The organism is Nocardioides scoriae (genome assembly GCF_900104965.1).
Taxonomy (GTDB): Bacteria; Actinomycetota; Actinomycetes; order Propionibacteriales; family Nocardioidaceae; genus Marmoricola; species Marmoricola scoriae.
This window is the reverse complement of record NZ_LT629757.1, coordinates 111,489-125,902: the sequence shown is the minus strand read 5'-3', so window position 1 is coordinate 125,902 and position 14,414 is coordinate 111,489. Positions and strand designations below refer to the sequence as shown.

Genomic DNA, 14,414 nt, shown 5'->3' with positions numbered 1-14,414 from the left:
CGGCCGCTCACGGTCGCGCCTCCCGGAAGGTGCCGTACGGCGCCTGGTGCTCCGCGTCGACGTCGAGGTGCGGGGTCTGGGTGCCGAAGACCGGCGGCACCAGCGGCAGGTCGACCGAGGAGCTGACCTGGGCACGGACGACCGAGCCGGGCGTCAGGCAGGCCCGCGGCAGCGGCCGGCACGAGATGGTGAGCCGCGGCGCGTCGTCCAGGCCCTGGTCGGCGTAGGCGAGACGGGCGGCCGCCTGCGCCCGGGCGTACGCCGACCCGGTGTCGGGCGCGGTCACGAAGGCCCGGCCGGCGGAGCGGGCGGCGGCCGAGGCGGCGTACGCCGCGCGCTGGGTGTCGAAGGCCGCCAGCACGACGTACAGCAGCGGCACCAGGAGCAGGATCGCCAACCAGACGAACTCGATGATCGCCGTCCCCGACTCCTCACGCCGGTCGCGCCTCACGGGGCCGGCTCCGTCACCAGCGGCTCCTGCACGCCGTGGCCCTCGACGTCGAGGGCGACGCCGGGGCCCCACAGCCCGAGAGGCGGGACGACGGCCCGCACCCGGACCTCGACGGTCGGCACGCCGTCGGTGGTCGTGCGTCGCGCCGAGACGTCGCGGGCGAACCGGTCGGCGATCGCGCCCCGGACCTGGGCACGCGTCCGGGCCACCCCGTCGGCCGGCGTGCGGTCGACGGTGGCGCCGTAGCGGGCCCCCTCGGTCGCCGCCGCGGTCAGCGTGTTGCGCACGTGCAGCACCAGGCCGACCTGGACCAGCCCCAGCACGAGCGGCACCAGCAGCAGGCTGACCAGCACGAAGTCGACGACCGCCGCGCCGTCCTCCGCGCCTGTCGGCGGGCCGTCAGCCCGCGACCGAGGCCAGCGCTTCACGCAGCATCGCCCCCAGCTGGGACCCGGCGATGGCCCACAGACCGGCCACGAGACCGGCGGTCATCACGGTGATGAGGACCCAGCCGGGCACGTCGCCGCGCTCGTCGCGCGGGCCGCGCAGGCGGGTGATGAGGGTCGGGAGCGGTCGCATGGGTTCCTCCAGGGTGGGTGCGACGGTGGGGACGGGGATCGGGGCGGTCACGGCACGACCAGCCGCAGGCCGACCAGCCCGGGCCAGAACGCGAAGACCACGACGACCGGCAGCACGAGGAACACGACCGGCACCATCATCAGGACCTCGCGACGGGCGCCGGTCTCGATGAGGGCGCGGCGCGAGGCCTCGCGGACGTCGCCGGCCTGGGCGTGCAGGACGTCGGACAGGGGCGTGCCGCGCTCGACGGCGATCGCGATTCCCTCGGCGAAGCGCGACACCACGGCCAGCCCCGAGCGGGCGGCCATCTGGTCGAAGGCGCGGGTGAGGGGGGTGCCGGTGCGGACCTCGGCCAGGACGCGGGCGAGCTCGGCCGAGAGCTCGCCGCTGGTGCGTCGTACGACGCGGTCGAGCGCCGACAGCGGGCTCTCCCCCGCCGCCACCGACAGCGCCAGCAGCTCGGCCACGGTCGGGAACTCCTGGAGGATCGACCGCTCGCGGTGCGCGACCTGGGCGGTCAGCCGGTTCTCGCGCAGCAGCACCCCGATCACGAACGCGATGCCGCAGAACACCAGCAGCGGCACCGATCGGTCGGGCGAGGTCAGCGCGACCAGGGCCGAGGGCACGGCAGCCAGGGTGAACGCCGACAGCCCCCACAGCACCTGCTCGACGCGGAAGGCCTGCACGTCGGCGTCCAGGCCGGCGCGCTGCAGGCGGCGGCGCACGGACGCCGAGCCACCGAGCACCTTCTCGACCGCCCGGCCGGCGGCCTGCAGCGGCGGCCCGAAGACGCCGCTGAACGCGTTGCTCGACGAGGGCGGCGCCGGCAGCGAGGCGGGCCGCGGCAGGTCCCGGACGTAGGGCAGCACCCGCACCGCGATCGGCGTGCGACGCGCGTCGAGCACCGCGACCACCGCCAGCCACAGGCCGCCGCCGAGAGCGGCGCCGAGCACGGCGCCGAGGAAGAGCGTCACGACAGGATCCGCCTCTCGACCGGGAGCCGACCGATGCGGACCATGACGCGGTACGCCACCGCGCACAGCGCCGCCCCGGTGACGAGCACGACGATGCCGGCGCCCGTGGAGTAGCGCTGGATCACCTCGGGCTGGAAGCAGAGCATCAGCAGCACCAGCCACGGGGCCGCGACCGCGAGGCGGGCGCCGTTGACGGTCCAGGCCTGGCGCGACTGCAGCTCCGAGCGGGTGCGGGCGTCGTCGCGCAGGAAGCCCGACAGGCTCCGCAGCAGCCGACCGAGGTCACCGCCCCCGACCTCGCGCGCCACCCGCAGGCTCTCGACGACCCGGTCGCCGACGGGGTCGGAGAGGCGTTCCTTGAGCCGGTCGAGCGCGTCGGAGAAGCGGCCTCCGACCTGGTAGTCGAGCGCGAACGCGTGGAACGCCGGGCGCAGCGGCTCGGGTCCCCGCTCCGACAGCCCGGCCAGCGCCTCGGGCAGCGACAGGCCGGCGCGCACCGCCGAGGCCAGGTTGTCCACGGCTTCCGGCCACACCTCGGCGAACTCCCGCTGCCGCCGCTCGGCCCGGCCCCGCAGCAGCGCGACCGGCGCGTAGGCGCCCATCGTCCCGAACACCAGCGCCACCGGCACGGTGCGCGACGCCAGCAGCACCGCGGTCGCCGACACCACGCCCGTGACCGCGCAGACCACCACGAACCCCGCAGTGCTCACGTCGGGCAGGCCTGCGGAGGCGAGCAGCGGCCGCAACCGGGGCGTACGCCGCCGCGCCGGGGCGGTGGGCGGCCACGTCGACGACCACACGAGCAGCAGCCCGAGGCCGAGCACCAGGCCGAGGACGGCGCCCATCAGTCGGCTCCCCTCAGGATCCGGTGGACGTCGACACCCGCCCGCTCGAAGGTGTCGAGCCGTGTCGGCATCCCGCCGGTGTGGACGAGCTCGCCGCCCTGGCGCACGAAGATCGGCTCGGTCTCGACGATGTCGTGCTCGACCCGGCCGGGCACCGCCACGACCTCGTTGACCCGGCGGGTGCCGCCGTGGTCGATGCCGAGGTGGACCACCAGGTCGACCGAGCTGGCCACGGTGGGCACCACGAACCGCGAGGAGATGTTCTCCCCCGCCAGCAGCGGCAGCGTGCACAGCTTGACCAGGGCCTCGCGGGCGCTGTTGGCGTGCAGCGTGGCCATCCCGGGCAGCCCGGAGTTGAGCGCGAGCAGCAGGTCGAGGCTCTCCGCCGAGCGGACCTCGCCGACGACGATGCGGGTGGGCCGCATCCGCAGCGTCTCGCGCACCAGGTCGCGCAGCGTGACCTGGCCGGTCCCCTCCAGACCCGCCTGCCGGGTCTGCATCGCCACCCAGTCGGGGTGGCTGAAGCGGAGCTCGAAGACCTCCTCGGCCGAGACGATCCGGTCGCCACCGGGGATGGCCGAGGCGAGGCAGTTGAGCATGGTCGTCTTGCCCGCCTGGGTGGCCCCCGCGACGATGATGTTCTGCCCGGCCAGCACCGCGCCCTCGAGCAGCTGGGCCGCCGCGGCCGGCATCGACCCGAGCCGCACCAGGTCACCCAGCCGCGCGGCACGCAGCACGAACTTGCGGATGTTGACGGCCGCGAACTGCCGGCTGATGCCCTCCAGGACGACGTGCAGGCGGTGGCCCTGCGGCAGCATCGCGTCGACGAACGGCTGCGACAGGTCGATCCGGCGACCGCTCGACTTGAGCATCCGCTCGACCAGCTCCTGCACCTCGGCCCGGGTCAGGATGACGTTGGTCAGCTCGTGGCGACCCGCCCGCGCGACGAACACCCGCGACGGCTCGTTGATCCAGATCTCCTCGACCGTCGGGTCGTCGAGGAACCGCTGCAGCGGCCCGAACCCCGACACCCGCGCCACCAGCTCGTCGACCGTCCCGGCCGGGTCGGGCACCGGCGTCACGACCCCCGTCAGGCTGCGCTCGTCGTGCTCGCGCACCGCCTGCTCGGCGAGGCGTCGGACCCGGTGGACGTCGAGCTGCGGGTCGACACCCTCGCGGCGCACGGCAGCCCTCACCTGCTCGTCCAGCGACCCCACGAGGTCCTGGTCGAGCGGGGGGAGCGTCGCGCCGAGACGGCCAGCGCCCGAGACATCCACTGACATGGCAGCAGGGTTACCCGTCTGGTGACGTCGGCGAAACCACCACTTCCCAGCCTGTGGACGACGCGGTCACAGCCGTCCCCACAGGTCGCAGGCGCCCCACCCGACCCGCCTTCCGGAACCGGTGGGCGGGGCCGGGTCTCGCTGCAGGGAGGACGGTAGTCCGCGACGTTCGGCTGCCGATTCGACCGTTCCGAGGTGCCGAACGTCGCGGACTACCCCTCCTGGGCTCTTGATCCCCCGGGAACGACAGGTCAGTCCTTGCAGTCGTCGACGATCGTGCCGACCACGGTCCCGACGGCACCGCCGATCGCCGCGCCGGCTCCCCCACCGAGGGCGCCCCCGATGGCCGCCCCGGCGGCACCGAGGGTGGAGGCGTAGCTGCGGTTGCTCTTGGCGTAGACGACCGTCGTCCCGTCCTCGCCGACCACCGGCTCGTAGGACCCCACGTGGCCGCCGGCCAGCGCGAGGGCCACGGGTCCGGTGTGGCCGGCGGCGAGCAGGTCGTCGTACAGCCCCCGCACGCGGAGGTACGCCGCCGTCGCCGCCGGGCGCGCCGCCCCCGACTTCTGCCGCCGCGCCGCCTCGACCCCGATCTCGTGCATCTGCTGCAGCACGTCGCGCTCGGCCTCCGAGACCCAGCCCAGGTCGCACAGGCGCCCCACCAGAAGCGTCGCCGCGACGTCGCGGTCGCCCTTGGCCTCCTTCATCAGCCGCCGCGCCTCCACCAGCGCCGCGTGCTGCACGTCCGCGACCCCGACCCCCATCGTGCTCGTCGTCTCCGCCATGACCCGCTCCTCCGGTGCGGCCGTCCCGGTCGGACGGCACTCGCGAGGAGGAGGTCGGTGGGACGGAGGACGATACCGCCGAGGTCAGGTGGGCTGGTCCGGATGCGGGCCGGACATGGCCGACTGGACGTCCTTTTCAGCTACTTGACGTCTGTTGCAACACCCGCCAAGTGGCTGATTACCCGGACGTCCGGGTAATCAGCGCGCCGACCGGCGCCCCACCGCCACCACCACCCCAGCCACCAGCCCGGCGGCGCAGAGCAGGGCCACGGAGACGACCACGCCGGGCCAGCCGGCGCCGGTCCAGGCCTCGCCGATCCACAGGCCGAAGACGCTGGAGCCGGCGTAGTACGCCGTGACGTAGAGCGCGCTGCCCAGCGAGGACGCCGCGCCGGCGACGACGGGGGCCCAGCCGCTGGCGACGGCGTGGGCGGCGAAGAAGCCGGCGGTCAGCACGACCAGGCCGGCGACCACCAGCCACAGCACGTCGGGCAGCGTCAGGGCCAGGCCGCCGGCCATCACCAGCACCGAGGCGGTGAGCACCCGGGGCCGGCCGAGGCGGTCGGCCGCGCGGCCGGCGACGGCCGAGGAGAAGGTGCCGGCGAGGTAGGCCAGGAACACCAGGCCGAGCACGGCCGGCGCGAGGTCGAAGGGCGCGTGGGAGAGCCGGAAGCCCAGGTAGTTGTAGACCGCGACGAAGCCGCCCATCAGCGTGAACGGCACCAGCACGAGCACGAGCAGCGGCCACGGCGGGCGCACCCGCTCGCGCTCGGAGGCGGCCACCGGCGGGCGGGCCACGGTGGCCGGCAGGGTGCGCCAGAAGGCGGCCGTCGCCGCGGCCCCCGCGAGCGCGACCGCGGCCACGCCCCAGCGCCACGAGGTGCCGTCGGAGACGAAGGAGGTGACCAGGCGCCCGCCGACCCCGCCGAGCGAGTTGCCCGCGACGTAGAGGCCCATGGCCGAGCCGAGGCCCGCGGGGTGCACCTCCGCGCCGACGTGGGCCATCGCGACGCCCGCGACCGCGGCCAGGGTCAGGCCCGACAGCGCGCGCAGCACCACCAGGGACCCGAAGGTCGGCGCCACCGCGACGCCCAGGGTGAGCACGACCGAGGCGACCAGGCCCCACCGCATCGTGCGGGCCCGCCCCCACCGGCGGGCGACCACGGCGGCGGGCAGCACGGCGATCGCCAGCGCACCCGTCGTGGCCGAGACGGCGAGGCTGGCCAGGCTGGCGCGCACGCCGAACTCGTCGGCGAGCTGGGGCAGCACGGGCTGGGCGGCGTACAGCAGCCCGAAGGCGGCCAGCCCGGCGAGCACCATCGCGACGTTGAGCCGGCGGTAGCCCGGCGACCCCGGGCGGTGCAGCACGTCGGCCGCGGGAGCAGCCGTCACCGCTGGCGGTCCTCCCACGCGGCGAGGCTCTCGGTGATGAGGGCGTCCATCACCCGCGCCAGCCGCTCGGTGCCGAGGCCGGGCGCGTGCGCCGACATCCGGCGCACGATCTCGGCCTCCCGCTCCGGGTCGCGACCGCGCCGGCCCCCGTCGCCCCCGCCGGCGGCCTTGAGGTCCTGCACCGCCGCCGTCAGGGCCGTACGCCGCGCCAGCAGCACCGCGAGCTCGTCGTCCACGTCGTCGATCGAGGAGCGCCACCACGCCAGCGGGTCGTGCCCGGGCCAGGCCAGCCGGGTGTCGGGCCAGCCGTCGTCGTACGCCGACCCGTCGGTGCTCTCGAGCTCCACGAGGCCCTGCCGGCGGTAGAACGCCCGCGCCCCGGTGTTGTCCTGGTGCACCCGCAGCCCGAAGCCGTCGGGCCGCAGCGCCTTGACCAGCTCGACCAGTCCGTGGCCGACGCCCTCGCCCTGGTGGTCGGGGTCGACGAACAGCAGCGGCACCCAGGCGTCGGCCATCGTCACGAAGCCCAGCACCCGGCCGTCGCGCTCGGCGACCCACAGCTCCTGGTGCTCGCCCGACCCGGTGCCGGAGACCCGCTCGGCCAGCCACGCCCGCGACTCCTCGGGGGTACGCCGCTCCGGCGGGTGCCCCGGACCGGAGCCGGCCGCGAGGAGGACGGCGTGGACCGCGTCGACGTCCTCGGGCGTGCCCGGCCGGACGACGAGGTCGGTCACCTCCTCGGGGAGCTCCTCGTCAGGACCCGTCACGGATGACCTCGAGGGCGTGGGCCAGGTCGTCGGGGTAGTGCGACTCGAACTCGACGTGCTCCCCCGTCCCGGGGTGCTCGAAGCCGAGCCGCACGGCGTGCAGCCACTGGCGCTCCAGCTTGAGGCGCCGCGCGAGGGTCGGGTCGGCGCCGTACATCAGGTCGCCGACGCAGGGGTGCTTGAGCGCGGCCATGTGGACCCGGATCTGGTGGGTGCGGCCGGTCTCGAGGTGGACCTCGAGCAGGCTGGCGAAGCGGTGGGCCTCGAGGGTCTCGTAGTGGGTGACGCTCGGCTTGCCGTCCTCGCGCACCGCGAAGCGCCAGTCCGAGCTGGTGTGGCGCCCGATCGGGGCGTCCACGGTGCCGGCCAGCGGGTCGGGGTGGCCCTGGACCATCGCGTGGTAGATCTTGTCGACCGTGCGGTGCCGGAAGGCGTCCTTGAGCCGGGAGTAGGCCACCTCGCTCTTGGCGATGACCATCACCCCCGAGGTGCCGACGTCGAGCCGCTGCACGATGCCCTGCCGCTCGGTGGCGCCGCTGGTGGCGATCCGGTAGCCGGCGCCGCGCAGGTGGCCGACGACGGTGGGTCCGGTCCAGCCCATGGAGGGGTGCACGGCGACGCCGACGGGCTTGTCGACCACGATGATGTCGTCGTCGTCGTGGAGGATGCCGAGGCCGTCGACGAGCTCCTCGACCACCTCGAGGGGGTCGGTCTCGACGGGGAAGCTGACCTCGAGACGGGTGCCGGGGAGCAGCCGGTCGGACTTGGCCGCGGTCTGGCCGTCGAGCAGCACCCGTCCGGCGGTGACCAGGTCGGCCGCCTTGCTGCGCGAGAGCCCGAACATCCGGCCCAGGCCGACGTCGACCCGCTCGCCGCCGAGCCCCTCGGGGACCTCGAGGGTGCGTTCGTCGGAGGACTCGCTCATCGGTGGGCCTCGTGTCGGGTGCCGTCGGGGTTGATGCCGCGGAAGAGCAGCACGACCAGCAGCACGCCCGCGACGTTGATGCAGATGTCGGCGACGTTGAAGACCGGCCAGTTGGGCAGGGCGAAGAAGTCGACCACGTGGCCCCGCAGCGGGCCGGGGGGACGCAGCAGCCGGTCGACGAGGTTGCCGGTGACGCCCGCGAGCAGCAGGCCCAGGGCCACCGCCCAGGCGGTGTGGCGCACCTTGAGCACCTGCCACACGACCACCACGGTGGCCACGATCGCCACCACCGAGATGACCGGCGTCACCGAGGCGCCCGCGCTGAACGCGGCGCCGGGGTTGCGCACCAGCAGCAGCCGGAACCAGCTGCCGACGAGCTCGACCGGCTCGCGGCCGGTGAGCTCGCGCACGGCGAGCACCTTGGTCAGCTGGTCGACGGCCAGGCCGACCACGCCCACGACGAGGGCCAGCCTCGTCGAGCGGCGCGAGGTCAGCGACGCTCCTCGCGCTGCTTGCAGGTCAGGCACATCGTGGCCCGGGGGAAGGCCATCAGCCGGTTCTTGCCGATGGCGTTGCCGCAGATCTCGCACTGCCCGTAGCTCCCGTCCGCGATGCGCTCCAGAGCGTGCTCGCTCTGCTCGAGCATGTCACGGGCGTTGTTGACGATCTGGCGCTCCTGGTCGCGCTCGAACGACGCCGAGCCGACGTCGGCCTGGTCGTGGCCCGAGCCCTCGCCGGAGTTCTCGATCATGCCGGCGAGGTCGCCCTCGACGACGGCGAGCTCGCCGGTCAGTCGCTGGACGTCGTCGACGAGCTGGGTGCGGACCTCGTCGAGCTCCGCCGGGGTCCAGGGGTCCTCGCGGTCGAGGACGACGAGGTCGGCGGCGTCGGCGGTACCGGCGGGAGTCTTGTCGGCGGCAGAGGCCATGGGCGGTTACCCCTCACGGGTTGTGGTGTGTGCCCCGAGGCACGCGAGGCGGCGAGGATAGGCGGCGGGCCGAGCGCCTTCAACCCACCACCGAGGGAGAACTCTCCCACGTCGGCGGTAGTCTTCTCGCACCGCATGGCATGGATGGGGCCATCACCCCGGAGCTGCCGGAAGAAACACCGCGGAGGGAGACCTCCGTCGTGGACTAGAACCGGCTGCGGTGGACCCCTCACCGGGTCACCCACGAGTGGGTCGGCAGCACCTGGGCCGGCCAAGGAGGGTGGTACCGCGGGACCGGCCGACAGCCGGGCTCGTCCCTCCGGTTGACAGCACGACCAGCCGGAGCAAGGACCCCTCGTGACCCAGCAGCAGTACCGCCCCGTGCCTCCCCAGGTGGACCTCCCCGCCCTGGAGCGCGACGTCCTGGCCTTCTGGAAGGCCGAGGGCATCTTCGAGAAGTCGGTGGCCCGCAACCAGGGCGCCGACACCTGGACCTTCTTCGAGGGACCCCCGACCGCCAACGGCCGGCCCGGCACCCACCACATCGAGTCGCGCACCTTCAAGGACGCGTTCCCCCGGTTCCGGACGATGCAGGGCTACCAGGTCAACCGCAAGGGCGGCTGGGACTGCCACGGCCTGCCCGTCGAGCTGGCCGTCGAGAAGGAGCTCGGCTTCTCCGGCAAGCCCGACATCGAGGCCTTCGGCATCGAGGAGTTCAACGCCCGCTGCCGCGAGTCGGTCACCCGCCACGTCGGTCTCTGGGAGGAGATGACCGACCGGATGGGCTGCTGGCTCGACATGCGCGAGCCCTACCGCACGATGGACCCGGAGTACGTCGAGTCGGTGTGGTGGGCCCTGCAGCAGATCCACGCCAAGGGCCTGCTCGTCGAGGACTACCGCGTCGCGCCGTACTGCCCCCGCTGCGGCACCGGCCTGTCCGACCACGAGCTCGCCCAGGGCTACGAGACGGTCACCGACCCCAGCGTCTACGTCCGGATGCCCCTCACCTCCGGCCCGTACGCCGGGTCGGCCGGCGCCACGGGCGCCAGCCTGCTGATCTGGACCACGACGCCGTGGACCCTGGTCTCCAACGCGCTGGTCGCCGCCCAGCCCGACCTCACCTACGTCAGCGTCACCGACGGCGACGAGACCCTGGTGATGGCCGAGTCGCTGGTCGAGAAGGTGCTCGGCGAGGGCTGGGAGATCGAGGACCGCTTCACCGGCTCCGACATGGTCGGCTGGACCTACCGCCGCCCCTTCGAGCTGCTCGAGTGGCCGGCGCGCACCGACGGCGACGACCAGCTGCCCGACGCCCACTACGTCGTGGTCGAGGACTACGTCACCGCCGAGGACGGCACCGGGCTGGTGCACCAGTCCCCCGCGTTCGGCGAGGACGACTTCGCCTCGTGCCGGCGCAACGGCGTCGCCATGGTCAACCCGATCACGCCGCGCGGCGAGTTCGAGGACGGCCTGCCCCTGGTCGGCGGCCAGTTCTTCCGCCACGCCAACACCGACCTCGTCGAGGACCTCACCCGGCGCGGGCTGCTCTTCCGCCACCTGGCCTACGAGCACAGCTACCCGCACTGCTGGCGCTGCCACACCTCGCTGCTCTACTACGCCCAGCCGTCGTGGTACGTCCGCACCACCGAGGTCAAGGACGCGCTGCTCGCCGAGAACGAGCGCACCAACTGGTTCCCCGAGACGATCAAGCACGGCCGCTACGGCGACTGGCTGACCAACAACATCGACTGGGCGCTCTCGCGCAGCCGCTACTGGGGCACGCCGCTGCCGATCTGGCGCTGCGCCGAGGGCCACCAGACCTGCGTCGGCTCGCTGGCCGAGCTCTCCACGCTCAGCGGCAGCGACCAGTCGGGCCTCGACCCGCACCGACCCTTCGTCGACGACGTCACCTTCGCCTGCCCCACCTGCGGCCAGCAGGCCCACCGGGTGCCCGAGGTGATCGACGCCTGGTTCGACTCCGGCTCGATGCCGTTCGCGCAGTGGGGCTACCCCCATGTCGAGGGCTCGGCCGAGCGCCTGGAGCAGGCCTACCCGGCCGACTTCATCTGCGAGGCGATCGACCAGACCCGCGGCTGGTTCTACACCCTGATGGCGGTCGGCACGCTCGTGTTCGAGCAGTCGTCGTACCTCAACGTGCTGTGCCTGGGCCACATCCTGGCCGAGGACGGCCGCAAGATGTCCAAGCACCTGGGCAACATCCTCGAGCCGATCCCGCTCATGGACGAGCACGGCGCCGACGCCGTGCGGTGGTTCATGGCCGCCGGCGGCTCGCCCTGGGCCGCCCGGCGCGTGGGCCACACGACCATCCAGGAGACGGTCCGCAAGGTCCTGCTGACCTACTGGAACACCGTCGCCTTCCAGGCGCTCTACGCCAACCTGTCGTCGTGGACGCCGGGCGGCGAGACCCCCGCCTTCGCCGACCGGCCCGTGCTCGACCGGTGGGCGCTGTCCGAGGCCCACCGCCTGGTGCAGCAGGTCACGACCGCCTACGAGGGCTTCGACTCCCAGCGGGTCGGGATGCTCCTCGCGGGCTTCGTCGACGACCTGTCCAACTGGTACGTGCGCCGCTCCCGCCGGCGCTTCTGGGCCGGTGACCCCTCCGCGCTGGCCACGCTGCACGAGTGCCTCCAGGTCGTGACGCTGCTGATGGCGCCGCTGACGCCGTTCATCACCGAGCGCGTGTGGGGCGACCTGTTCGCCGCCACGTCCGAGGAGCTGCCGGAGTCGGTGCACCTGGCCGCCTGGCCCACCACCGACGGCAGCCTGGTCGACGACGACCTCGGCCAGCAGATGTCGCTGGCCCGCCGCCTCGTCGAGCTCGGCCGCGCCGCCCGGGCCGAGGCCAAGGTCCGCACCCGCCAGCCCCTGGGGCGGATGCTGGTGGCCACCGCGGCCCACGCCCGGCTCAGCGAGGAGCTGCGCCGCGAGGTCGCCGAGGAGCTCAACGTCGGCGAGGTCGAGCCGCTCTCGGCCGCCGGCGCCGACCTGGTCGACCACTCGGCCAAGGGCAACTTCCGCGCCCTGGGCAAGCGGTTCGCGAAGGACACCCCCCGGGTGGCCGCCGCGATCGCCGCCGCCGACGCCTCCGTGCTGGCCGCCGACCTCTCCGCCGCGGGTCGCGCCAGCGTCGTGCTCGACGGCGAGCCCGTCGAGGTGCTGGCCGACGAGGTGATCCTCTCCGAGCGGCCTCGCGAGGGCTGGTCGGTGGTCAACGAGCAGGGCGAGACCGTGGCCCTCGACCTCGAGCTCACCCCGGAGCTGCGACGGGCCGGTCTGGCCCGCGAGGTGGTCCGGATGGTCCAGGAGGCCCGCAAGGCGTCGGGCTTCGAGGTCTCCGACCGGATCGCGCTGCGCTGGGCCCTGACAGCCCAGGGCGGCGAGGCCGGCGAGCTCGGCGCGGCCGTCACGGAGCACGAGCAGCTGATCGCGACCGAGGTGCTGGCCACCTCGGTCCACCGGGCCGACTCCGTCGAGGGCCTGGACCGGCGCGACGACGACCTGGGCCTGGCCTTCTCGGTCACCCGCGTCTGACCCACCTCGCCCCGGGACCCGCTCCCGCACGCACGAGGGGCCCGCACCGGTCGGTGCGGGCCCCTCGTCGCGTCGTGCGCCGTGGCGGTGCTACTCGGCGGGGTCCTGCGGGTGGCCGTGGCCGGCCGGCAGCTCGCCACCCTCGCCGCGACCGTCGAGCGCCTCGAGCTGCTGGGTGAAGTAGCTCTTGAGACGGCTGCGGTACTCCCGCTCGAACGCGCGCAGGTTCTCCACCTCGTGGTCGAGGCGCTCCTTCTCCTGCTCGATGGAGGTGAGGGCCTCGCTGCGCTTGGCCTGGGTCTCGGCGTCGAGGTTCTGCGCCCGCGTGCGCGCGTCGGCGTCGAGCTTGTCGGCGCGGTCCTTGGTCTCGCGGTCGACCTGGTCGGCACGCTCGCGCGACTGGGTCTCCAGCTGCTCGGCCTCGGTGCGGGCCTGGGTCAGGATCCCGTCGGCCTGCTGGCGGGCCTCGGCGACGACCTCGTCGGCGTTGCGGGTGGCGAGCTCGAGCAGCCGGGAGGCGGCCGCGCCGGCCTCGGCGGAGGTGGTGACGGTGATCTGCTCGTGCGGCGACGGCTTGTGGCCCGAGCTGCTGGGGGCCTCGGCAGGGGTCGCGGCCGGCGTCGGGGCCGCAGCGGGCTGCTCGGCCTTCGCGGGCGCCGGGGCGGCCGGCTCCTCGGCAGCGGGGGCGACCTTCTCGCCCGCCGCAGCAGCCGGAGCACCGGACAGGCCCGCCTTGGAGCGCAGGTCGTCGTTCTCCTTGAGCAGCCGGCTCAGCTCGGACTCGATCTCGTCGAGGAACTGGTCGACCTCACCCATGTCGTAGCCCTCGCGGAGCCGCACTGGGGTGAATCGCTTGTTGCTCACGTCCTCGGGCGTCAGCGGCATGACGTCACCTGTGTCCTGTTCGTCGGGGGTGGGGCGCCGAGAACCCTATCGGTTCGCCGGTCCCACCTCGACCCACGCGTCACACGCGACCCAGGAGGGCGCATTCGACCCGCGGGGTCAGAAGAAGATCGCGGCGTTCAGGCCGCGCAGGACGTAGCAGATGATGAGCAGCGCGATGAAGCTCAGGTCGATCGCCGCGCCGCCGAGCCGCAGCGGCGGCAGCACCTTGCGCAATGCCTTCACGGGCGGGTCGGTGACGCTGTAGACGCCCTCGAGCACCACCAGCGCCGGACCACGGGGGATCCACGAGCGGGCGAAGAACTGCACCCAGTCCACGATGAGCCGGATGAACAGCAGCACGATGAACGTGGTCAGCACCAGGTCGATGATCGAGCCGACGAGTTGCACGTGATGAGCCTAGGGGGTGCCGACAACCAGGGTGAGCCGGGCTCAGCTCTGGTTGAAGAACCCGTTCTCCGCGATCCGCTGCTTGTCCTCGGCCGCGACCGAGACGTTGGGCGGGGAGAGCAGGAAGACCTTGTTGGTGACCCGCTCGATGGAGCCGCGGACCGAGAAGACGAGACCGGCGGCGAAGTCGACCAGGCGCTTGGCGTCGGTGTCGTCCATCTCGGAGAGGTTCATGATCACCGGGACGCCGTCGCGGAAGTTCTCGCCGATCACGCGCGCCTCGTTGTAGGTGCGGGGGTGCAGCGTGGTGATCCGCGACATCGGCGCCACCGTCTGGGCGGCCGGGCGCGGGGCCGCGGCGGCGGGGCGGCGACGCTCGTCGAGGCGGGCCACGGGGGCCGACATCTCCACGTCGTCGTGCTGCGCCACCTGCTGGGCCGGCTGGGGGGCTGCCTGCGGGCGGACCGCGGACGCGCCGGCCGGGGTGCGGCGGGCGGGCTCGTCGTAGTCGTTCCCGGGCTCGGCGTACGCCCCGTCGGCGTCCTCGAGCAGTCCGAGGTAGACGCCCATCTTCCGCATCGCGCTCATTGCTTGTTTCCTCTGCTCTCGTGGCGCTCATCTGCCGCGACCGACATGCTGG

16 protein-coding genes are annotated in these 14,414 nt (G+C 73.7%); 1 reads left to right on the top strand and 15 read right to left on the bottom strand.

Annotated features, from left to right (window positions below; translation table 11 throughout):
• Positions 1-7 precede the first annotated feature (7 nt).
• From BLU55_RS00530 to BLU55_RS00475, 12 genes are all read right to left on the bottom strand, one after another.
• Positions 8-451, bottom strand: coding sequence for a hypothetical protein (locus BLU55_RS00530; RefSeq protein WP_091725065.1), 444 nt, complete (start codon positions 449-451; stop codon positions 8-10).
• On the bottom strand, positions 448-879 hold the full coding sequence (locus tag BLU55_RS00525) for a TadE/TadG family type IV pilus assembly protein (protein ID WP_091725063.1): 432 nt from the start codon (positions 877-879) through the stop codon (positions 448-450). The genes BLU55_RS00530 and BLU55_RS00525 overlap by 4 nt, the downstream gene beginning before the upstream one ends.
• Positions 851-1,030: a hypothetical protein gene (locus BLU55_RS00520; protein WP_091733216.1), complete on the bottom strand. Its 180-nt coding sequence runs from the start codon at positions 1,028-1,030 to the stop codon at positions 851-853. Before BLU55_RS00520 ends, BLU55_RS00525 begins: the two co-directional genes overlap by 29 nt.
• Positions 1,031-1,077: 47 nt before the next feature.
• Complete coding sequence (locus BLU55_RS00515; RefSeq protein WP_091725061.1) at positions 1,078-2,004, bottom strand: type II secretion system F family protein; 927 nt, start codon at positions 2,002-2,004, stop codon at positions 1,078-1,080.
• The gene (locus BLU55_RS00510; protein WP_091725060.1) at positions 2,001-2,849 is read right to left on the bottom strand and encodes a type II secretion system F family protein; all 849 of its coding nucleotides are present in this window, start codon (positions 2,847-2,849) and stop codon (positions 2,001-2,003) included. Before BLU55_RS00510 ends, BLU55_RS00515 begins: the two co-directional genes overlap by 4 nt.
• A complete protein-coding gene (locus BLU55_RS00505; RefSeq protein WP_091725058.1) occupies positions 2,849-4,132 on the bottom strand; it encodes a CpaF family protein in 1,284 nt (427 codons plus the stop codon). Before BLU55_RS00505 ends, BLU55_RS00510 begins: the two co-directional genes overlap by 1 nt.
• A gap of 251 nt (positions 4,133-4,383) precedes the next feature.
• Positions 4,384-4,917: a hypothetical protein gene (locus tag BLU55_RS00500; protein WP_091725056.1), complete on the bottom strand. Its 534-nt coding sequence runs from the start codon at positions 4,915-4,917 to the stop codon at positions 4,384-4,386.
• Positions 4,918-5,115: 198 nt separating this feature from the next.
• On the bottom strand, positions 5,116-6,327 hold the full coding sequence (locus BLU55_RS00495; protein ID WP_157682646.1) for an MFS transporter: 1,212 nt from the start codon (positions 6,325-6,327) through the stop codon (positions 5,116-5,118).
• On the bottom strand, positions 6,306-7,076 hold the full coding sequence (locus BLU55_RS00490) for a GNAT family N-acetyltransferase (protein WP_091725053.1): 771 nt from the start codon (positions 7,074-7,076) through the stop codon (positions 6,306-6,308). Before BLU55_RS00490 ends, BLU55_RS00495 begins: the two co-directional genes overlap by 22 nt.
• A complete protein-coding gene (locus BLU55_RS00485; protein WP_091725052.1) occupies positions 7,063-8,001 on the bottom strand; it encodes an RluA family pseudouridine synthase in 939 nt (312 codons plus the stop codon). Before BLU55_RS00485 ends, BLU55_RS00490 begins: the two co-directional genes overlap by 14 nt.
• The gene (lspA, locus tag BLU55_RS00480; protein WP_231916984.1) at positions 7,998-8,528 is read right to left on the bottom strand and encodes a signal peptidase II; all 531 of its coding nucleotides are present in this window, start codon (positions 8,526-8,528) and stop codon (positions 7,998-8,000) included. The genes BLU55_RS00485 and lspA overlap by 4 nt, the downstream gene beginning before the upstream one ends.
• Complete coding sequence (locus tag BLU55_RS00475; RefSeq protein WP_091725050.1) at positions 8,492-8,929, bottom strand: TraR/DksA family transcriptional regulator; 438 nt, start codon at positions 8,927-8,929, stop codon at positions 8,492-8,494. Before BLU55_RS00475 ends, lspA begins: the two co-directional genes overlap by 37 nt.
• A 357-nt stretch (positions 8,930-9,286) precedes the next feature.
• Here BLU55_RS00475 and ileS point away from each other — a divergent pair, with 357 nt between their 5' ends.
• Positions 9,287-12,481, top strand: a complete 3,195-nt coding sequence (gene ileS, locus BLU55_RS00470) for an isoleucine--tRNA ligase (RefSeq protein ID WP_091725048.1) — start codon at positions 9,287-9,289, stop codon at positions 12,479-12,481.
• A 90-nt stretch (positions 12,482-12,571) separates the two neighbouring features.
• On the opposite strand, the gene BLU55_RS00465 is transcribed toward ileS, so the two are convergent.
• From BLU55_RS00465 to BLU55_RS00455, 3 genes are all read right to left on the bottom strand, one after another.
• Positions 12,572-13,366 carry a DivIVA domain-containing protein gene (locus tag BLU55_RS00465; RefSeq protein WP_091725046.1) on the bottom strand — a complete coding sequence of 265 codons (795 nt, stop codon included), beginning with the start codon at positions 13,364-13,366 and terminating at the stop codon, positions 12,572-12,574.
• A 117-nt stretch (positions 13,367-13,483) separates the two neighbouring features.
• Positions 13,484-13,774, bottom strand: coding sequence for a YggT family protein (locus BLU55_RS00460; RefSeq protein WP_091725045.1), 291 nt, complete (start codon positions 13,772-13,774; stop codon positions 13,484-13,486).
• A gap of 42 nt (positions 13,775-13,816) precedes the next feature.
• A complete protein-coding gene (locus BLU55_RS00455; protein ID WP_407938435.1) occupies positions 13,817-14,353 on the bottom strand; it encodes a cell division protein SepF in 537 nt (178 codons plus the stop codon).
• Between the last annotated feature and the right edge of the window lie 61 nt (positions 14,354-14,414).

What these genes read in the sequence shown, in the direction of transcription:
- BLU55_RS00500 (WP_091725056.1), bottom strand. Translation starts at nt 4,917, where the DNA reads ATGGCGGAGACGACGAGCACGATGGGGGTCGGGGTCGCGGACGTGCAG.
- BLU55_RS00465 (WP_091725046.1), bottom strand. Translation starts at nt 13,366, where the DNA reads ATGCCGCTGACGCCCGAGGACGTGAGCAACAAGCGATTCACCCCAGTG.
- BLU55_RS00520 (WP_091733216.1), bottom strand. Translation starts at nt 1,030, where the DNA reads ATGCGACCGCTCCCGACCCTCATCACCCGCCTGCGCGGCCCGCGCGAC.
- BLU55_RS00505 (WP_091725058.1), bottom strand. Translation starts at nt 4,132, where the DNA reads ATGTCAGTGGATGTCTCGGGCGCTGGCCGTCTCGGCGCGACGCTCCCC.
- BLU55_RS00455 (WP_407938435.1), bottom strand. Translation starts at nt 14,353, where the DNA reads ATGCGGAAGATGGGCGTCTACCTCGGACTGCTCGAGGACGCCGACGGG.
- BLU55_RS00485 (WP_091725052.1), bottom strand. Translation starts at nt 8,001, where the DNA reads ATGAGCGAGTCCTCCGACGAACGCACCCTCGAGGTCCCCGAGGGGCTC.
- BLU55_RS00510 (WP_091725060.1), bottom strand. Translation starts at nt 2,849, where the DNA reads ATGGGCGCCGTCCTCGGCCTGGTGCTCGGCCTCGGGCTGCTGCTCGTG.
- BLU55_RS00475 (WP_091725050.1), bottom strand. Translation starts at nt 8,929, where the DNA reads ATGGCCTCTGCCGCCGACAAGACTCCCGCCGGTACCGCCGACGCCGCC.